A 19,332-nucleotide genomic window follows, 5' to 3' on the forward strand; every position below is an offset into this window, starting at 1 on the left:
GATTACGCCTCCTCTTCCTCTTCGTCCGTGTCCGCGATGTCGGCGGCGGCGTCGAGCAGTTCCTCGTCCTTGCGGTTGAACTCGACCTGCACCCGGGCCCGCGCGATCTCCGCGAACTCCAGTCGGCGCTCCTTGGGGCGGCCGCGCCCCTTCACCGGCTGCACCTCGACCAGCGCGCCGTCCTCGTCGCTCTCCAGCACCCGCGCGGTCAGTTCCGCGCCGTCCACCAGCTTGATCGCCGCCAGCCGGCCGGTCGCCCGGCGCCAGTGCCGCGGCTCGTTCAGCGGGCGCTCGGCGCCCGGCGAACCGACCTCCAGCAGGTACGCGGCGTCGCCCATCAGGTCGGACTCGTCCAGCGCCTGGCCGACCAGGCGGGAGAACTCCGCGATCGCGTCCAGGTCGACGCCGCCGTCGGCGTCCACGTCGATCTGCACCTGGCGGCGGCTGCCGGCCTGGGTCACCTTGACCTCTTCGAGATCCAACCCTGCCTCGGCGGCCAGCGGCTCCAGCAATGTGCGCAGCCGGTCAGTGGGGGTGGTGCTCATCCGGGTGACTCCTCGGCCGCGTCTGCTGTTGTCAGAGGTGCTAACTCAGGTGGAAGCCTATCCGGTCAACCCCCGAACCGCCGATTCCGACCCGGGCCCCGGCCACCCCGCTGCGAGCAACGTCACAACCACCCGGTACTGTCCGAGCTTTCGCCGGGAGTGCCCGGCTCCGGTAGAGATTCTCCCGACGGGGGCGTCCGGCCCCACGAACACGCTGGAGTGCCGATGCCCGCGCCCACACGGCGGTCCTTCCTGACCCTCGGGGCGCTCGCCCTGCTGTGCGGCTGCACCTCCGGCCCCGACAGGGCCCGGCGACCCGCCGCCGAGGACGCCGACCGGCCGCTGCGACTGCGCCAACTCGCCGCCACCGACGCGCTGCTCGCCGACTACGACGCGGTGCTCGCGGCGAACCCCGGCGACGCGGACCGGCTCGGCAACCTGCGCGACGACGTCGTCCAGCACCGCGAGGCGCTCGCCCAGTCGCTGCCCGCCTCCTCGCCCGCGGCCTCCCCCTCGGCCGCCTCGCCCGCCGCCCGCACCGTCGCCGACCTGGCCGCCGCCGAACTCCGCACCGCGGGCCTGCGGTTGGCCGACCTGGCCGCCGCCTCCCCCGCCCTCGCCAGGACGCTCGCCTCGGCCGCCGCCGCCGGCGCCGCGCACGCCGCCGCCCTCGGCGACACCGGGCCGATCGCCGCCGACGGGCCCTCACCCGCACCCTCCGCATTGGCCGCCGCCGACACCGAGGCGCTCCAGTCCGCGCTCGCCGCCGAGCACGCCGCCGTGTACGGGTACGGCGTGGTCGGCGCGTTCCTGCCGGCCGGCCCGCAGCGCGAGGACGGGCGCGCCGCCTACGCCGCCCACCAGTCCCGCCGGGACGCCTGGCAGCGCCTGCTCGCCGCCGGCGGCGCCTCCCCCACCGCCGCCGCACCCGGCTACCGGCTGCCGTTCCCCGTCAAGGACGCCGCCACCGCCGGCCAACTGGCCGCCCACCTGGAGATCCAACTCACCGCCGCCTACGCCGACCTGTGCGCCAGCACCGCACTGCGCCCGCAGGCTGCCACCGCCCTCCGCGAATGCACCCTCCGCGCCGCCCACTGGGGCGCCGACCTCCCCGCCCTCCCCGGCCTCACCCCCGCCGAACCCGCCGACCCCGCCCCGACCACCGGCGCCGGCCCCGGCGCCGGCTAGGGCCTGTCTCGCCGTCCGCGTCGCCGCTCTGCGCGATGATGGCGGCATGTCCGCACAGCCTCCGCAGTTCACCGTCCCCGAGCGTCTGGCCGCGTCGGTCCGGGCTGGGGGTGATCCCGTCGAGGCGGCGTGGCTGGCCGCGCTGCCCGGCCGGTTGGTGCGTCAACTGGCCGACTGGGGGCTGGTGTTGGAGCGGGTGGCCGAGCCCGGCGGGGGCCGTGGGCTGGTCGGGTACGGGTACCGGGTCGAGGACCGTACGCCGGTGGCGGTGAAGGCGGTGCGGCCGTCCGCCGACCCGGCGGGCGAGGCGGCGGCGCTGCGGGTCTGGGCCGGTCGCGGGGCCGTGCTGCTGCTCGCCGACGCCGACCGGACGCTGCTGCTGGAGCGGCTGCACGGCGAGATCCCGCTGCGTTCACTGGTGGAGGCGAAGGCCACCCTGGAGGCGACCAGCCTGCTGCGCCGCCTCTGGGTCGAGCCGCCGGCCGGGCACGCGTTCACCGCCCTCGCCGAGCACGCCGACGGACTGGCCGCGCGGATCGCCGAGCGGCGGACGCTGCCGGGCGCGGCCGACGCGGGGCCGCTGGTGGACGAGGCGCTGGAGGCGGTGGCGTTGGCCGCGGACGGCGGCGGGTGGCTGCTGCACGGGGACTTCCACCACGGGCGGGTGCTGGCCGCCGACCGTTCGCCGTGGCTGGCGGTCGGTCCACGTCCGGTGGTCGGCGACCGGGCGTTCGACCTGGCCCGCCTGGTGCTGGACCGGGTGGAGACGCTGGCGGCCGCACCGGGCCCGCGCGGTGCGGCCCGGCGGCGGCTGGCGCAGCTGTCGGAGGCGGTGGAGCTGCCCGCCGACCGGGTGCGGGCCTGGACCCTGCTGCGGGCCGTGGACACCGCGTTGGCGGCGCTCGCCCGGGGCGACTCGGCGGGCGCGGAGCTCCATCTGGAGTTCGCGGCCTGGCTGTGAGGACGGGCCGCGCGTCCGCCCGCGACGGCAGGTAGTAACGTCCCGCTTCATGGAGCAGCGCACCGGGGTGACGATCGAGGCCATCGACCTGGCGGCGTGGGCGCCTGCCGTGCTGGAGGTCCAGGCGGTCGCGTTCGGGCTGGGTCCGCAGGAGGTGGCGGTGCGGCTGCCGATCGTCGGCCGGCACGCGTTGCAGCCGGGGGTGCTTGCGCTGGGGGCGATGGCGGAGGGCCGGTTGGTCGGGTTCGGCTACGGGATGCCCAATCAGCGCACCCACTGGTGGTCGACGGTGATCGAGCCGTACCTGGCGGCGCGTGGCCACGAGAGCTGGCTGGACGGGGTGTTCGCGGTGACGGAGCTGCACGTGCTGCCCGAGTTCCAGGGCCTGGGGGTGGGCACCCGGCTGATCCGCACCCTGTGCGGGCACTCGGGTCTGGACCGTTCGATCCTGTCGGCGATCGACGCGGAGACGCCGGCACGCCGGCTGTACCGCTCGCTCGGCTACCGGGACCTCGCGCCGGCGGTGCGTTTCCCGAACACGGCCCGGCCGTACGCGGTGATGGGCGCCCACCTGCCGCTGCGCGACCCGGCCGAGGCCTGAGGGCCCGTCAGAACAGCACGCTCATGAAGGTGCCGACCTCGCGGAAGCCGACCCGGCGGTAGGCGGCGCGGGCCCGCAGGTTGAAGTCGTTGACGTACAGCGACACCACCGGGGCGACCTCGGCGAGCGCGGTGTTGACCACGGTGGCCATGCCGCTCTCGGAGAGTTTCCTGCCACGGTGCTCGGGGGCCACCCAGACGCCCTGGACCTGGCAGGCCCCGGCCGTGACGGCGCCGATCTCGGCCTTGAAGACGACCTTGCCGTCCTCGTCGAAACGCGCGAACGACCGTCCGGAGGAGACCAGTTCGGCGACCCGGGCCTGGTAGAGCAGGCCGCCGTCGCCGGCCAGCGGGGAGATCCCGACCTCCTCGGTGAACATGGCGACGCAGGCGGGGATCAGCGCCTCGATCTGGGAGCGCTGCACCCGTCGCACCAGCGGGTCGGGTTCGACGTCGGTGACGGGCGTGGAGGTGGCCATCAGCGGCTGGTGGCCGCGCACCTCGCGGGCCGGGCCCCAGGAGCGTTCCAGCAGCGCCCACAGGGCGGCGGCGGCGTCGGCCGGGCCGACGATCGAGGAGCAGCGGCGACCCTGTCGGCGGGCGCGTTCGGCGAAGGCCCGGACGGCCTCCGGGCCGGCGTTGACGGGGACGAGGTTGGCGCCGGCGTAGCAGAGCGATTCGAGTCGCCCGTCGGCGTCGTGCCAGCCCCACATCTCGCCGCCGAGCCGCCACGGGTCGAGGCCGACGGCCTCCACCCGGGTGGCGACGAAGGCGTTGGCGACCGGGTCGCGGCGCAGGATCTCCAGCGCGTCGTCGAGGTCGGACGTCTCCAGCACGCGGGTTGCGGCCAGCGCCCGGGCGACCTGGAACGGGCCGGGCAGCATCACACCTCGATCGAGCACGGGAGGCACCTCTCGCAGCGGGCGGGACCGCCGAAAGAAGCGGTCCCGCCGGGAACTTCAGACCGTCACTCGGCGGCCACGACGACGGGGGCGCCGGACTCGACGCCCTCTTCCTGCATCTGCTCGGCCAGCTTCATGGCCTCTTCGATCAGGGTCTCGACGATCTTCGACTCGGGCACGGTCTTGATCACCTCGCCCTTGACGAAGATCTGGCCCTTGCCGTTGCCGGAGGCGACGCCGAGGTCGGCCTCGCGGGCCTCGCCGGGGCCGTTGACGACGCAGCCCATGACGGCCACCCGCAGCGGCACCTCCATGCCCTCCAGGCCGGCGGTGACCTCCTCGGCGAGCTTGTAGACGTCCACCTGGGCGCGGCCGCAGGACGGGCAGGAGACGATCTCCAGGCCGCGCTGGCGCAGGCCGAGCGACTCCAGGATCTGGTTGCCGACCTTGATCTCCTCGGCCGGCGGGGCGGACAGCGAGACCCGGATGGTGTCGCCGATGCCCTCGGCGAGCAGCGCGCCGAACGCCACGGCGGACTTGATGGTGCCCTGGAAGGCGGGGCCGGCCTCGGTGACGCCCAGGTGCAGCGGGTAGTCACAGGCGGCGGCGAGCTGGCGGTAGGCGTTGATCATCACGACCGGGTCGTTGTGCTTGACCGAGATCTTGATGTCGCGGAAGTCGTGCTCCTCGAACAGCGAGCACTCCCACAGCGCGGACTCGACCAGCGCCTCGGGGGTGGCCCGGCCGTACTTCTCCAGCAGGCGCTTGTCGAGGGAGCCGGCGTTGACGCCGATCCGGATCGGCACGCCGGCGCCCTTGGCGGCCTTGGCGATCTCGCCGACCTTGTCGTCGAAGGCCTTGATGTTGCCGGGGTTGACGCGCACCGCGGCGCAGCCGGCGTCGATCGCGGCGAACACGTACTTGGGCTGGAAGTGGATGTCGGCGATCACCGGGATCTGCGACTTCCTGGCGATGATCGGCAGCGCGTCGGCGTCGTCCTGCGAGGGGACCGCGACCCGGACGATCTGGCAGCCCGAGGCGGTCAGCTCGGCGATCTGCTGGAGCGTCGCGTTGACGTCGGAGGTCAGCGTGGTGGTCATCGACTGCACCGAGACCGGCGCGTCACCGCCCACCGGTACGTTGCCGACCATGATCTGCCGCGAGTACCGGCGCTTGGCCAGCGGCTTGAGCGGCAGGGAGGGGATACCGAGCGAGATCGCGGTCATGTGCGCAGTGTTTCCTCTGCAGAAATTCGGTGAGCCGACGCGCGCCGCATCCGGCGCGCCCGGCGTCCAACGGTACGGCACGGCCGGGTGGCGGAGCACACCCGGCCGTGGGTGGCGCGCGGCTAGTTGATGCGCACCGGGTTGATGATGTCGGCGGCCATCACCAGGGCCGTGAAGCAGATGAACACCCCGGCGACCACGTAGGCCAGCGGCATCAGCCGGGCCACGTCGAACGGTCCGGGGTCGGGGCGGCGCAGCACCCGGGCGACGCCGCGGCGCAGCGACTCCCACAGGGCGCCGGCGATGTGTCCGCCGTCCAGCGGGAGCAGCGGCAGCATGTTGAACAGGAACAGCATCAGGTTGATGCCGGCCAGCAGTTGGACGAAGAACGCGAGCTGCTGGGTGGCGGGCAGGTCCATCGCGAACACGTCGCCGCCGAGCCGGGCGGCGCCGACCATGCCGATCGGCGAGTCGGTCTCGCGCGGGGCGCCGTCGACCACGGCGTGCCACAGGCCGGGGATCTTGCCGGGCAGCTGGGCCAGCGACTCGACGCTGTGCCGGGCCATCGAGTCCATCTGGTCGACGCTCTCGCCGAGCGACAGGTGGTGCACGCCGGTGGCGGGGGTGATGCCGAGGAAGCCCGCGGTGACGGTCTGCCCCTTGACCGGGTTGTTGTCCTTGTCCAGCGCCTGCAGCGTGTTGGTGGTGATGTCGGCGTTCAGCGTGGCGAGGCCGCCGTCCTTGTGGCGGACCTCGATGGCGACCTGCTTGCCCGCCGAGTCCCGGATCAGGTTGGACAGCTGCGGGTAGTCGTGGATCTGCACCCCGCCGAAGCTCAGCACGGTGTCGCCGGCCCGCAGGCCCGCCAGGTTGGCCGGGGACTTCGCGTCCTCCGGCTTGCAGGTGTCGGTCTTCTGGCTGACCGGCACCACGCACTCACTGACGGACTGCACGGTGGGCACCGACTGCTGGATGCCGATGCCCATGAACAGCGTCAGGAACAGGCCGATCGACAGGATCAGGTTCATGCCCGGGCCGGCGAACATCACGATGACGCGCTTCCACGGCTTGCGGGTGTAGAACAGCCGGGTCTCGTCGCCGGACCGGACCTCCTCGTAGGAGGCCTCCCGGGCGTCCTCGATCATCGATCGCCAGGGCGAGCTGGAACGCTTCGTTATCCGGCCGTCCGCGCCGGGCGGGAACATGCCGATCATCCGGATGTAGCCGCCGAACGGGATCGCCTTCAGGCCGTACTCGGTCTCGCCCCGCTTGGTCGACCAGATGGTCTTGCCGAAGCCGACCATGTACTGCGGCACCCGGATGCCGAACAGCTTCGCGGTGGAGAGGTGGCCGAGCTCGTGCCAGGCGATCGAGAAGAGCAACCCGATCACGAAGATCAGGACGCCCAGCACCCACATCAGCTTGTCCACCGCGTCGCCTCCGTCGTCCTACCGCTCAGCCTGCCGCCAGTTCGCGGGCCCGGGCCCGGGCCCAGCTCTCCGCGTGGAGTACGTCCTCCACCGTGAGCGAAGTTCCCGCCCGGGGGGCGCCGTGTTCGGCGACCACCTTCGCCACAGTGTCCACGATTCCGGTGAAGGGCAGAGCGCCCTTCAGGAAAGCGTCCACACATTCCTCGTTGGCGGCGTTGAAGACCGCCGGGGCGGTCCCGCCGAGCGTACCCACCTCGCGGGCGAGCTCGACGGCCGGGAAGGCCTCGTTGTCGAGCGGGAAGAACTCCCAGGTCGCGGCCTTGGTCCAGTCGCAGCCGGGGGCGGCGTCCGGCACCCGGTCCGGCCAGCCGAGGCCGAGCGCGATCGGCATCCGCATGTCCGGCGGGCTGGCCTGGGCGAGCGTGGAGCCGTCCAGGAATTCCACCATCGAATGAACGACCGACTGCGGATGGACGACCACCTCGATCCGGTCGAAGGGCACGTCGTACAGCAGGTGCGCCTCGATCACCTCCAGGCCCTTGTTCACCAGGGTCGCCGAGTTGATCGTCACGACCGGGCCCATCGCCCAGGTCGGGTGCGCCAGCGCGTCGGACGGCGTGACGCCGGCCAGCTGCTCGCGGGTGCGGTTGCGGAACGGGCCGCCGCTGGCCGTCACCACCAGCTTGCGGACCTCGGCGCGGGTGCCGCCGGCCAGCGCCTGGAACAGCGCGGCGTGCTCGGAGTCGACCGGCACGATCTGGCCGGGCTGCGCCACGGCCTTCACCAGCGGGCCGCCGACGATCAGCGACTCCTTGTTCGCCAGCACCAGCACCCGGCCGGCCCGCAACGCGGCCAGCGTCGGCGCCAGGCCGATCGAGCCGGTGATGCCGTTCAGCACCGAGTGGCACTCCGTCGCGGCCAGCTCGGTGGCCGCGTCCGGGCCCGCCAGCACCTGCGGCAGCGGGGCGCCCTGCGCCTTGGCGGCCAGCGCCTCGCGCAGCGGCCGCTCGGCGGCCGGGTCGGCCACCGCGACGGTGTGCACGCCCAGCGCGACGGCCTGCTCGGCGAGCAGCTCCACCCGTCCGCCGGCGGCGGACAGCGCGACCACCCTGAACCGGTCCGGGTTGCGGAGCACCACGTCGATGGCCTGGGTGCCGATCGAGCCGGTGGAGCCGAGGATGACCAACTCCCGCGGCCCGTCCGGGTCGGCGACGGTCGGGGTGAAGCGCAGCTGCGGGTGGGCGAGCGAATTCATGCCCCCCATTGTGGCCTGTGCTACGCGGTGGTCACCGCCATGTCCGGAGCTTCCCGGCGGCCCCGCCGTCGACCGGGGCCACCCACTCGAACACGCCTACGACGCCGCGCAGTCCGATCGAGAACTCCACCGCGGGCGGCGGGCCGCGCTCCCCGGCGGCATCCGCCGGAAGCGTGTCGAGGCAGGCCGACGCCCCGCCGCCGCAGATGCGGTGACGGGGCGTCGGGTCCGGGCTCGATCAGAGGTCGAGGCCGGTCAGCACCATGACCTTCTCGAAGGTGAAGTCGTCCATCGCGTAGCGGACGCCCTCGCGGCCCACGCCGGAGTCCTTCACGCCGCCGTACGGCATCTGGTCGGCGCGGTAGGACGGCGCGTCGCCGATGACCACGCCGCCGACCTCCAGCTCGCGGTGGGCGCGGAAGGCGGTCTGCACGTCGTGCGTGAAGACGCCGGCCTGCAGGCCGAAGTCGGAGTCGTTGACCATCGCGAAGGCCTCCTCGGTGGAGGACACCTTGTGCAGCGACAGCACCGGGCCGAACACCTCGCAGGTGGCCAGGATGGCGTCCGCCGGCATCTCGGCGAGCACGGTCGGCTCGACGGCCGCGCCGTCCCGCTTGCCGCCGGTGAGCAGCTTGGCGCCCTTGGCGACGGCGTCCTCGATCCAGGACTCGACGCGCTTGGCGGCGTTCTCGTCCACCAGCGGGCCCACGTCGGTGGCCGCGTCCCGCGGGTCGCCGGTGACCTGCGCCTGCACCTTGGCGACGACCTTCTCGACCAGGCGGTCGTAGACGGTCGCGTCGGCGATCACCCGCTGCACCGAGATGCAGGACTGGCCGCCCTGGTAGTTCGCGAACAGCGCGATCCGGCTCGCGGCCCAGTCGAGGTCCGCCTCGGAGCTCCAGTCCGCCAGCACCACGGCCGCGGCGTTGCCGCCGAGCTCCAGGGTGACGTGCTTGCGCGGCACCGAGTCCATGATCTGGTAGCCGACCTTGTCCGAACCGGTGAAGGAGATCACCGGCAGGCGCTTGTCCTGCACCAGCGCGGGCATCTTGGCGTTCTCGACCGGCAGGATGCTCCAGGAGCCCACCGGCAGGTCCGTCTCGGCCAGGATCTCGCCCAGCACCATGGCGGAGAGCGGGGTGGCCGGGGCGGGCTTCAGGATGATCGGCGCGCCGACCGCGATCGCCGGGGCCAGCTTGTGGGCCACCAGGTTCAGCGGGAAGTTGAACGGCGCGATGCCCAGCACGACGCCGCGCGGGAAGCGGCGCACCAGCGCGTAGCGACCGGTGCCGCCCGGGTCGGTGTCCAGCCGCATGGTCTCGCCGTTGGTGCGGCGGGCCTCCTCGGCGGCCCAGCGGAACACCGACACGGCACGGCCCATCTCGCCGCGCGCCCACTTGATCGGCTTGCCGTTCTCGGCGGTGATCAGCTGGGCGATCTCCTCGGTGCGCTCCGTCAGCCGCTTGGCGACGTGGTCCAGCGCGGCGGCGCGCACGTGCGCCGGGGTCGCGGCGAACACCGGAACAGCGGCGGCGGCGGCCGCGACGGCCTCCTCGACCTGCGCGTCGGTCGGCACACTGACCTTCGCCACCAGGCTGTTGTCGTGCGGGTGGCGGACCTCGAAGTCCGTCTCACCGCTCGCGCGCTGCCCGGCCAACCAGAACTCGTACGTGGTGGTCACGGTCGCACCGGCCCCTTCCCTCGAAGACTTCGCTTTCCCATTCACGGTAGGGGGAGGGGGACGGCTTTCCGATTGGACGGACGGGTGGAAAGCACCCGTTCGATTACTACGGACAGGACAGGGCCGTCCGGGGCGGGGCTCAGTCCTCGCCCGCCCGCAGCGCCAGCCACAGCTCCATCCGGACGTCCGTGTCGTCCAGCGAGCGGCCCAGCAGCTCCTCGACCCGCCGCATCCGGTACCGCAGCGTGTGCCGGTGCACGCCGAGGTCGGCGGCGGCCGCGTCCCACTGCCCGTGCCGGGACAGCCAGGCCCGCAGCGAGGCCACCAGGTCGCCGCGGGCGGTGCGGTCGTGGTCGCGCAGCGGGCGCAGCAGGCCCTCGGCGAACGCGGTGACGGCCTCCTCGCCGAGCAGCGGCAGCAGCGAGCCCGCGCCGACCTCCTCGTGGTCGACGGTGCGGCGGCCGCCGCGCTGGGCGACCGCGAGAGCGCGCTCGGCCTGGGCCTGCGCGGTGCCGGCGTCCTCCAGCGCGGCCGGGGCGGAGACGCCGAGCGCCAGGCCCTCGTGCTCCTCGACCGCGCCCAGGCAGGCCCGGTGCACCGAGCCGTTGTCGATGGCGAGCACGGTCAGGCGCGGCCCGTGCGCGCCGTCCTCGCGGGCCACCAGCAGCTTCTCGCCGACCTTGCCGCCGGCCTGCTCGACGCGGTCGCCGAGCTCGCCGAGCGCCTCGGCCGCCTCCGGGCCGGGGCCGGCGGCGGCCACCAGCACCCGGACGGTGCCCTCGGGCAGGCCGCCGAACAGCCCCGACGCGACCTGCCGGGCGGTGCCGACCTCGCCGGCCAGCACCATCCGCAGCAGCGCCGCGCCCATCTTCTCCTCGGCCTGCCGCAGCTCCCGGGAGCGCTCCAGGGTGAGGGTGAGCAGCGCGACGGCGGCGTTCAGCACGTACCGCTCGGTCGGGGTGATGCGGTCCTCGGTGCCGACTGCGAGGAAGCCGCGCGGGCGGCGGTCCGCGCCCAGCGACTGCACCACCACGTAGTCCTCGTCGGCGGTGTCGATGGTGCCGGCCCGGCCCTGCAGCGCGGCGCTGGACGGCGCGGGGCGGCGGCGCAGCCGGTCCACCTCGGCGGCCAGCCGGCCGGCCCGCCGGGCGGCCCAGTCCGGGGCGACCGCGGACAGCGCGCCCGAGCCGTCGTACAGCGCGGCCCAGCCGCCCAGCCGGGCGGCCAGCCGGCGCACGATCGCGGTGGTGCCGTCCTTGCCGAGCGCGGCCCGGGTCAGCTCCTCCTGCGCCTCGAAACTGGTGGTGACGGCCTCGTACTGCTCGGCGGCCAGCGCCGCGGAGACCGCCTTGGAGATCGCGATGAACGGCGTCGCCTCGGGCACCCGCAGCAGCGGCAGCCCGCGCTGCGCGGCCGCGTCCACCAGCGCCTGCGGCACCTCGGTGTGCGACAGGCCGACCCCCAGCCCGAGCCCGACCACGCCGGCGTCCGCCAGCCGGTGCACGTAGGCCTGCAGCCGGGCGGCGCTCTTGCCCAGTTTGATGCCGGTGGTGAGGAGCAGCTCGCCGCCCTCGAGGAAGGGAGTGGGATCGTCCAGCTCGCTGGTGTGCACCCAGCGGACCGGGCGTTCCAGGTGGTCCGCGCCGGCCAGGACCGTCAAATGGAGCGTGCTGGTACGGACGACGGAGGCGAGTGTGGGGGGCATGGCACCTTCGGTGGTTCGACCTGGTCGCGCCGTTGCGATCCGGGCGAGTGAGGGTTCTCCTCCCATTATGGACGCTCCGGACAACCCGGGATGCCGAAATCCGCCGGTCCGTACCTTCCGTGACCCAACGCTGACCGCTCCGCGACCCGCCGCCGGCTCCGGAGGCCGGACAGGCCCTAACTCCGGAGGTCGACCAGCAGCGGCGGCACCTGCTCCCCCGTCACCGAGGTCAGCGAGATCACCGCATGCCCGGACGGCAGCGCGTGCGCCAGGTCGGACGGCGACCAGCGGTGCCGCTCGACGTCCCGGGTGGTGACCGACTCGGTCTGCGCCGTGGTGCCGGACAGCGCCTTGCGCACCAGCCGGCCGGCCCGGCGCACCGTGCCGCCGGAGGTGTCCGGGGTGTGGGTGACGGCGGTCTCCCGGACCAGGTGGGTGCCCCAGGCCTCGGAGAACAGCCGGCCGTCCCAGGGCGCGATGCCCGGGAAGGCCATCCGGTTGCCGACCGCGCCGAACAGCGGTGCCCGCAGCGCCTCGGGCAGGTCGGACAGCGTGCGCAGCAACAGCACCACGCCCGCGTTGACGCCGCGCAGCCGCTGGATGCCGCGGATCGTCTGCGCGTCCACGGCGGCGGTGGCGTCGTCCAGCACCAGTCCGGCGAACAGCTCGCGGTCGCCGCGGTCGGCGGCGGCCTGGGTGAACTGGCCCAGCAGCAGCCGCGACAGCATCCGCGCGGCCTCCGGGTGCGCCCGCTCGGGCAGCTTCACCCGCACCCGCAGCGGGTGCTCCAGCGCCCGCATCGCGAACGCCGGCTTGGCGCCCGGGCCGCCGGAGAAACCGGCGGCGAGCGCGGGACGGTCCAGCAGCGCCAGCCGGTCGGCGAGCAGCGCGCCCGGGTCGTCCACCCGGCCGTGCATCCGCTCGCGCTGCTGCAGGTCCGCCTCGAACTCCGGCCGCCGGCCCGACTTCTGCAGCTGCTCCGCGAGCTCCGCCCACCCGTCCCGGTCGCCGGACAGCAGCCCGCGCAGCTCCCGCACCCCCGGATAACGGCCGTACGCCGCCCGGAACGGCCCGACCACCTGCTGCATCGACGTCCGCGCACTCTCCGCGCGCGACGCCAACTCGTCCGGCAGCAGCGCGTCCGCCAACCGCGCCGCCGCCTCGTCCGGATTCGGCGCCGCACCGTACAGGTCCAGTCCGTACGGGGCGGACGGGTCGCCGGGGGCGATCACCACGTCGTACCAGTCGTCCGGGCCGAGGTCCGCGTCGGCCGCGCCGACCACCACCGCGCAGGCCGCGCCCGCCAGCGCCTGCAGGCACAGCGCCTCCGCCACCGGGCGGGCCAGCGCCGCGGTCTTGCCGGTGCCGGCCGGGCCCACCGCGAGCAGCGAGGTGCCGAGCAGCGCCGGGTCCAGCGCGAAGCCCGCATGGCGATGGGTGGCCGGGTTCTTCGGCACGTCCTGCGCGACGCCCAACCGCACCTGCCGCACCATCAGGTCGTGCCGGGCGCGTCTCCCGCCGGGCAGGTCGCGCTGCTCCGAGGGGTGCGCGCAGGCAGCCGCGCCACGGCTCCCCACCTGCACGGCGAACTCCTGTCGGCCCGCCGCATCGACCCCGACACTCCGCCACGCCTGGTGCAGCCGCACATAGTCCACATCCCCGACCACCTCACCCTCCAGCCGCCGCACCACCTCCCCGACCGGCCGCAACTCGGCCCACACATCCACCACCGGCGCCGCCTCGGGCTCGGGCGGAATCTCGGTGACGGTACGGGAGAGGACAGGGGCGATCCAGCGGCGCCACACCTCGGCCCAGCGACCCATCCGCCCGAAGACCATGAACACCACGATGATCACCGCCACGTTCACGGCGGCGGCGATGAGGAGGGAGACGACGAAGGAGCTGGTGTAGGTGAGGCCCATCGTCGTCAGCAGCCCCTGGACCAGGGAAACGCCTTCGAGGTAGACGAAGAGCCCGACCGCGACGTTGAGCGCCGCCCGCAACAACAGCGGCCCCGCAGCAACATCCGCACCCCCCGCCTTCTTCGGGTCGTACGGCACGTGGTGCTGCCGGTAGACGCCGGGCGGGGCCTGGGGGCGGGGGGCGGTGACCCAGGTGGGGAGGTGGAAGGGGTTGCGGGGTGGCGGAAGGTGGGGGTGCTGGGTTCGCGCGTCGTTCAGTTCCACTTCGGGCCCCTCCTACGTTGCCGGCGGTGCCATACCCGCTCCGCCGTCCCACCGACACACCCGGGGCCAATGTAGTGGAGGGCCCGGGGGCGGGAGCCGATCTTCGGCCACTGGCCGTGCCGGACAATTCGTACAGCGCAGCAGTACCGAGTGGCGCATGCCGCCCGAACAGGGCCGGTCGTAGCCTGCGCTTACCGCGCCTTGAGAATTTGGAGAACACACGATGAGCGCTGCAACGCCGCTCCCGCAGGAGCGCCGCCTGGTCACCGCGATCCCCGGCCCGAAGTCGCAGGAGCTGCAGTCGCGCAAGCTCGGCGCGGTGGCCGCGGGCGTGGGCACCACGCTGCCGGTGTACATTTCGCGCGCCAACGGTGGCGTGCTGGAGGACGTGGACGGCAACCGCCTGATCGACTTCGGTTCGGGCATCGCCGTCACCAACGTGGGCAACAGCGCCGAGGCCGTGGTGGAGAAGACCACCGAGCAGCTGGCCGCGTTCACCCACACCTGCTTCATGGTGACCCCGTACGAGGGTTACGTCGCGGTTGCGGAGCAGCTGAACGAGCTGACCCCGGGCGACCACGCGAAGAAGACCGCGCTGTTCAACTCAGGCTCCGAGGCCGTCGAGAACGCGGTGAAGATCGCCCGCGCCCACACCAAGCGCCAGGCGATCGTGGTCTTCGACCACGGCTACCACGGCCGCACCAACCTGACCCTGGCGCTGACGGCGAAGAACATGCCGTACAAGCAGGGCTTCGGTCCGTTCGCCCCCGAGGTCTACCGCGTGCCGGTGGCCTACCCGTACCGCTGGCTGACGGGCGCGGAGAACGCCGCGACCGAGGCCGCCAAGCAGGCCATCGAGGCGATCAACAAGCAGATCGGCGCCGAGAACGTCGCCGCGATCATCATCGAGCCGATCCAGGGCGAGGGCGGCTTCATCGAGCCGGCCAAGGGCTTCCTGCCGGCGATCGTGGAGTTCGCGAAGGACAACGGCATCGTCTTCGTCGCGGACGAGATCCAGACCGGCTTCTGCCGCACCGGCCAGTGGTTCGCGTGCGAGGACGAGGGCATCGTCCCGGACCTGATCACCACCGCCAAGGGCATCGCCGGCGGTCTGCCGCTGTCGGCGCTGACCGGCCGCGCCGAGATCATGGACGCCGCGCAGACCGGTGGTCTGGGTGGCACCTACGGTGGCAACCCGGTGGCCTGTGCGGCCGCGCTGGGCGCCATCGAGACCATGAAGGAGCAGGACCTCAACGGCAAGGCGCAGCGCATCGGCGAGATCATGCTGGGCCGCCTGCGGGCGATGCAGGAGAAGTTCGAGATCATCGGTGAGGTCCGCGGTCGCGGCGCGATGATCGCCGTCGAGCTGGTGAAGCCGGGCGGCAAGGAGCCGAACGCGGAGGCCACCGCGGCCATCGCGAAGGCCTGCCACGCCGAGGGCCTGGTCGTGCTGACCGCCGGCACCTACGGCAACGTGCTGCGCTTCCTGCCGCCGCTGGTGATGCCGGAGCACCTGCTGGTCGAGGGCCTGGACATCCTGGAGACGGCCTTCACGGGCGTCTGAGCACCGGGCAGTACCCCCTGAGCGGCGCGGGGGCCGGACGGAAGCGGATCCCGTCCGGCCCCCGCGCGTTCTGCTGTTCGACCCGGGTCGTTCGACCCGGGTGGAGGTTGCCCCGCCGGTGGTGAAGATGCTGTGCACGAAAGCCCGTCGGCCGTTGGCGCGCCTCGGCTTTGACGTACTGTCATCACAGATGGACAGCGAACCTCAACCACTGCCCCCATCACCGTCCGCCGTCGACGCCGTCGAAGCGGACGCATTGGACCGATCGACCGGCCGTCCCGCCCACACCCCCCGGGCCGCACGGCGCGGCGATCGCCTTGGCCGCCCCGGAGCTCTCCCCCCTGCTCCGGGGCGGCCGACTTTTGCTGTCCTGCCCATGACACTCGCGGTGCTGCTGGTGGTGATCTCCTGGCAGGTGGCGGTGGACGGCCCGCTGCTGGGGATCGACCCGGCGGTGCGCGACGCGGTGCGGCAGGTCCGCCGCTCGCTGCACTCCACACTGCTGAACCATTTGGGCGTGGCGCTGTCCGACCTGGGCGGCGGGGTGCCGGCCGTGCCGGTGCTGCTGGGCTGCGCGGGGCCGGCGGCCTGGCTGGCCCGGCGTGACGGCCGGCCGCGCTGGTGGACGCCGGTGCCGGTGGCGGTGGCCGCGGCGGTGCTGATCCCGCTGCTGGTGGTGCCGGCCAAGGCCTGGTTCGCCCGGCCGGGCCCGTTCGACGTGCCGCTGGCCGCGGACCAGTGGGGCTGGTACCCGTCGGGCCACACCGCGACCTCGGCGATCGCGTACGGGACGGCGGCGCTGCTGCTGTCCCGGGTGCTGGAGCCCGCGCGGGCCCGGCAGGTCGGGTGGGCCACCGCGACTCTCTGCCTGGGGGTGGGCTTCGGGCTGGTGTGGAGCGACTTCCACTGGCTGCTGGACGTGGTCGCCAGCTGGTGCCTCTCGGGCCTGCTGCTGCTCGGCCTGCACCGCCTCCTCCCGCGCCTGCTGCCCGACCGCGCCAACACCTGACGTACCGTCAATTTGTGGCCCTGTCCGGGCCATTGACGCGCTCCCGGCCCGCACGCACCCTGTTCCCCACCCCTCCGCACGCGATCGCCGGGAGGCGAATGTGCGTTCCCCAGTCATGCCCATGACGCGCCTCTCGGCGGCGGCCTCGCTGCTCGCCCTGGCGGTGACGGCGCTTCCGACGCCGAGCGCCGCGGCGGCGGCCGCCCCGATGCAGGTCTACGGCGCCTGGCACTGCAGCAACGACGCCTGCACCTGGGCGAAGGTCCGGGACATGGCGGACTTCGACGCCGCCAATCACTGGCTGATCGACCGGGGCGACGGCCGCCCCTCGGTGAACGTGGTGGTGCTGAGCTTCGTCAACCCGCTGCGACTGCTGGACGGCACCACCGACGCGGGGGACGCCGCCGGAGTGCCCGTGGGCATGAACCAGCAGGTGGTGGACTACTTCACGGCCCGCGGCGTCCGGGTGATGCTCTCCATCGGCGGCATCACCTACACGGGCGACTGGGACTCCGCGCTGGCCCGGAACGGCACGCTGCTCGGCCAGAAGGCCGCAGCGCTGGCGTCGAAGCTCGGGGTCGGCGTCGAGATCGACTACGAGAACAGCAGCAGCCCGAACCTGACGGGCCTGCAGGCCTTCGTGGACGCCTACCGGGCCGCCCACCCGTACGACGCCTCGGGCGCCGACCCGACCGCCCGGCTGACCATCGACGTCGCGGCCGGCGACCGCTGGCTGAGCGGCATCGACCAGTACGCGACCGCGCACTGGCTGACCACCGCGAACCCGGTGCTGGACTACGCCAACGCGATGGTGCCCAACAAGCAGCCCTCGGCATCCACCGCGATCGCCAACTGGCAGGAGCACCTGGACGGCAAGCCGACCTACAGCCCGCCGATCCCGCCGCTGGCGCCGGCCAAGTTCACCGGCAGCCTGTACATCGCGGAGGGCTCGCAGGTCCGGCCGGAGTGCACGGGCTTCGCCAATTCGGTGCAGAGCGCCACCGGCAGCTGGGTGCAGAACGCCGCACCGAACGGCGCGGGCGCCAGTGCGGGCCTGCTGGGCTTCATGTTCTGGGCGGCCGAGAAGCCCTCCACCCGGGGCGTGACCACGGTGCCGCCGAACGGCTGCGCGGGCGGCGTCGGCGCGGGCGCGACGGCGTTCTCGGTGCCGGTGCCGATGCCGCCGCTGCGGCAGGGCTGAGGTCAGGCCTCTTCGCCGGTCAGGCGCTGGACGGTGCCGGCCTCGCCGCCGTCCCGCTGCCAGGCGACGACCAGTTCGTCGCGGGTGCCGAAGCGGACCAGGTGGCGGCCGACCACGTCCTCCAGCTGGGCGAGGTCCTCTGCGGCGCCCTCGACGGCGAGCAGCAGGGCGCCCTCCTCGGCGGTGAGTTCGGCCTGTCCGGCCTTGAAGGCGAGGGTGCCTCGGCCGGTCTCCTCGGACCATTCGGCGGGGACCTTGCGGCCCATGTGGGCGGCGAGCTGCTTGGCGTAGCGGCCGGGGCGGTCGGTGGCGACGCGGGCGGTGGAACGGGGCATGACGGGACTCCTCGGAAGCACGAGCGACTTAGGCTGCCCTAAGCTACTTGAATACTGAGTCAAGCTCAACATATTTCCCGGCGTCCCGATCGGCCCGCCGACCGCCGGCGGGCCGACCGCTACCCTGTGCCCATGACCTCCCCCGGCCCGGCCGACACCGCCGCGGAACTCGCCGACGCCCTCACCCGGGCGATGAAGCGGATCCGCCGGCGGACCATGCAGCGGCTGGAGCCGTACGACATCACCCCCGCCCAGGCCCGGGCCCTGCGCACCCTCGCGCACGCTCCCGGCTGCGAGAGCGCCGAGACCATGCGACTGAGCGAACTCGCCGAGCGCCTGCACATCGCGCCGCGCTCGGCGACCACCGTGGTCGACGCCCTGGAGGAGGCCGGCCTGGTCGCCCGCACCCCCGACCCGGCCGACCGCCGGGCGGTGCGCCTGGTGCTGACCGCCGCCGGGCACGGCGCGCTGGAGCGGATCTCCCAGGTCCGGCACGAGGTGGCCCAGCAGTACTTCGCCCCGGTCAGCCCTGCCGAGCAGGACGCCCTGCTGCGGGCGCTGCGGCACGCCGAAGAGGCGTACGAAGCCGAGCCCAGGCCGTAGCGGGCACCGCGCCCAGCCCGATCCCGGCGACCACCAGCACCGTCGCCGCGCCCGCCGTCAGGCTGAACCGCTCGCCGAGCAGCAGCGCCGCCGAGGACATCCCGAACATCGGCACCAGCAGCGAGTACGGGGCGACCGCCGAGGCGTCGTAGCGGCTCAGCAGGTGGCTCCAGGCGACGAAGCCGAACAGCGTGGAGATCAGCCCGACGTACAGCACCACGCCGGCGCCGCCCCAGGTGATGCCGCGCAGCGCGGCCCAGTCCTCGGTGGGGCCCTCGACCAGCAGGGACAGGCCGAGCAGCGGCAGCGGCGGCACCGCGGAGACCCAGACCATCCAGCGCAGCGCGTCCGGCGGCGCGGCCTTGCGGGTCAGCACGTTGGCCAGGCCCCAGGCCACGGCCGCAGCGATGACCAGCGCGAACGCCCCGGCCGGGCCGTGCACGCCGTGGTCGAGGGCGGCCAGCGCGATGCCGGCGAAGGCCACCCCGAGGCCGGCCATCCGCAGCGGGGCCGGGCGTTCGCGCAGCAGGCCGGCGGCGAACAACGCGGTGAACCCGGCCTGGCCCTGCAGCACCAGCGAGGAGAGGCCGGCCGGCATGCCGGCGTGCATGCCGAGGAACAGCAGCCCGAACTTCACCACCCCGAGCACCACCCCGACGGCGAGCACCCAGCGCCACGCCACCCGGGGCGGGCCGATGAAGAACACCGCGGGCAGCGCCACCACGGCGAAGCGCAGCGCACAGAACAGCAGCGGCGGGAAGTCGTGCAGGCCGACCTTGATCAGGACGAAGTTCAGGCCCCAGAGGGCGGCGATCACGACGGCCAGCGCGACGTGGCGCGGCGCCATGGAAGGGGAGGGGGAGGACGGCATGGTCAGAGCATCACCCACACCGACTGTTCAGCACCAGCGACAGTGTCTCAACACCATCGTTTAGCATTGC

17 protein-coding genes are annotated in these 19,332 nt (G+C 73.5%); 7 read left to right on the forward strand and 10 right to left on the reverse strand.

Going from position 1 to position 19,332, the window contains the following annotated elements; genetic code table 11:
• Positions 1-2: 2 nt before the first annotated feature.
• Positions 3-545 carry a ribosome maturation factor RimP gene (rimP, locus tag AMK19_RS32330; protein ID WP_073818827.1) on the reverse strand — a complete coding sequence of 181 codons (543 nt, stop codon included), beginning with the start codon at positions 543-545 and terminating at the stop codon, positions 3-5.
• A gap of 225 nt (positions 546-770) precedes the next feature.
• Here rimP and AMK19_RS38355 point away from each other — a divergent pair, with 225 nt between their 5' ends.
• From AMK19_RS38355 to AMK19_RS32345, 3 genes are read left to right on the forward strand one after another with little or no spacing between them, the layout of a single operon-like run.
• The gene (locus AMK19_RS38355) at positions 771-1,733 is read left to right on the forward strand and encodes a ferritin-like domain-containing protein (protein ID WP_083647546.1); all 963 of its coding nucleotides are present in this window, start codon (positions 771-773) and stop codon (positions 1,731-1,733) included.
• A gap of 46 nt (positions 1,734-1,779) precedes the next feature.
• The gene (locus tag AMK19_RS32340) at positions 1,780-2,694 is read left to right on the forward strand and encodes an aminoglycoside phosphotransferase family protein (RefSeq protein ID WP_073818829.1); all 915 of its coding nucleotides are present in this window, start codon (positions 1,780-1,782) and stop codon (positions 2,692-2,694) included.
• 49 nt (positions 2,695-2,743) lie between these two features.
• Positions 2,744-3,295: a GNAT family N-acetyltransferase gene (locus AMK19_RS32345; protein ID WP_073818831.1), complete on the forward strand. Its 552-nt coding sequence runs from the start codon at positions 2,744-2,746 to the stop codon at positions 3,293-3,295.
• A gap of 7 nt (positions 3,296-3,302) precedes the next feature.
• Here the strand turns inward: AMK19_RS32345 and AMK19_RS32350 are convergent, their stop codons facing one another.
• The 7 genes from AMK19_RS32350 to AMK19_RS32380 form a co-directional block, all read right to left on the reverse strand.
• Positions 3,303-4,178, reverse strand: coding sequence for a GNAT family N-acetyltransferase (locus tag AMK19_RS32350; RefSeq protein ID WP_073818833.1), 876 nt, complete (start codon positions 4,176-4,178; stop codon positions 3,303-3,305).
• A gap of 83 nt (positions 4,179-4,261) precedes the next feature.
• The gene (gene ispG / locus AMK19_RS32355; RefSeq protein ID WP_073818835.1) at positions 4,262-5,422 is read right to left on the reverse strand and encodes a flavodoxin-dependent (E)-4-hydroxy-3-methylbut-2-enyl-diphosphate synthase; all 1,161 of its coding nucleotides are present in this window, start codon (positions 5,420-5,422) and stop codon (positions 4,262-4,264) included.
• Between the two features lie 122 nt (positions 5,423-5,544).
• Complete coding sequence (locus tag AMK19_RS32360; protein ID WP_143200517.1) at positions 5,545-6,852, reverse strand: M50 family metallopeptidase; 1,308 nt, start codon at positions 6,850-6,852, stop codon at positions 5,545-5,547.
• Positions 6,853-6,877: 25 nt separating this feature from the next.
• On the reverse strand, positions 6,878-8,107 hold the full coding sequence (dxr, locus tag AMK19_RS32365) for a 1-deoxy-D-xylulose-5-phosphate reductoisomerase (RefSeq protein ID WP_073818837.1): 1,230 nt from the start codon (positions 8,105-8,107) through the stop codon (positions 6,878-6,880).
• A 238-nt stretch (positions 8,108-8,345) separates the two neighbouring features.
• Positions 8,346-9,788 (reverse strand): aldehyde dehydrogenase family protein, encoded by a 1,443-nt coding sequence (locus AMK19_RS32370; RefSeq protein WP_073818838.1) that lies wholly within the window; start codon positions 9,786-9,788, stop codon positions 8,346-8,348.
• Positions 9,789-9,927: 139 nt separating this feature from the next.
• Positions 9,928-11,493, reverse strand: a complete 1,566-nt coding sequence (locus AMK19_RS32375; RefSeq protein ID WP_073818840.1) for a PucR family transcriptional regulator — start codon at positions 11,491-11,493, stop codon at positions 9,928-9,930.
• A 176-nt stretch (positions 11,494-11,669) separates the two neighbouring features.
• Positions 11,670-13,679, reverse strand: coding sequence for an ATP-binding protein (locus tag AMK19_RS32380; RefSeq protein ID WP_198953512.1), 2,010 nt, complete (start codon positions 13,677-13,679; stop codon positions 11,670-11,672).
• Positions 13,680-13,902: 223 nt separating this feature from the next.
• Between AMK19_RS32380 and gabT the strand changes: the two genes are divergently transcribed.
• From gabT to AMK19_RS32395, 3 genes are all read left to right on the forward strand, one after another.
• A complete protein-coding gene (gabT, locus tag AMK19_RS32385; RefSeq protein ID WP_073818842.1) occupies positions 13,903-15,243 on the forward strand; it encodes a 4-aminobutyrate--2-oxoglutarate transaminase in 1,341 nt (446 codons plus the stop codon).
• 376 nt (positions 15,244-15,619) lie between these two features.
• Complete coding sequence (locus tag AMK19_RS32390) at positions 15,620-16,252, forward strand: phosphatase PAP2 family protein (RefSeq protein WP_073818843.1); 633 nt, start codon at positions 15,620-15,622, stop codon at positions 16,250-16,252.
• A gap of 121 nt (positions 16,253-16,373) precedes the next feature.
• A complete protein-coding gene (locus tag AMK19_RS32395; RefSeq protein WP_143200519.1) occupies positions 16,374-17,453 on the forward strand; it encodes a glycoside hydrolase family 18 protein in 1,080 nt (359 codons plus the stop codon).
• A gap of 2 nt (positions 17,454-17,455) precedes the next feature.
• Here the strand turns inward: AMK19_RS32395 and AMK19_RS32400 are convergent, their stop codons facing one another.
• The gene (locus tag AMK19_RS32400; RefSeq protein ID WP_073818847.1) at positions 17,456-17,788 is read right to left on the reverse strand and encodes a DUF2218 domain-containing protein; all 333 of its coding nucleotides are present in this window, start codon (positions 17,786-17,788) and stop codon (positions 17,456-17,458) included.
• A gap of 132 nt (positions 17,789-17,920) precedes the next feature.
• On the opposite strand from AMK19_RS32400, the gene AMK19_RS32405 reads away from it, so the two are divergent.
• Positions 17,921-18,391: a MarR family winged helix-turn-helix transcriptional regulator gene (locus AMK19_RS32405; protein ID WP_073818849.1), complete on the forward strand. Its 471-nt coding sequence runs from the start codon at positions 17,921-17,923 to the stop codon at positions 18,389-18,391.
• Here the strand turns inward: AMK19_RS32405 and AMK19_RS32410 are convergent.
• On the reverse strand, positions 18,312-19,238 hold the full coding sequence (locus AMK19_RS32410) for an EamA family transporter (RefSeq protein ID WP_073818851.1): 927 nt from the start codon (positions 19,236-19,238) through the stop codon (positions 18,312-18,314). The genes AMK19_RS32405 and AMK19_RS32410 overlap by 80 nt on opposite strands.
• Positions 19,239-19,332 lie beyond the last annotated feature (94 nt).

The organism is Kitasatospora sp. CB01950 (genome assembly GCF_001905465.1).
In the GTDB taxonomy this organism is placed as follows: Bacteria; Actinomycetota; Actinomycetes; order Streptomycetales; family Streptomycetaceae; genus Kitasatospora.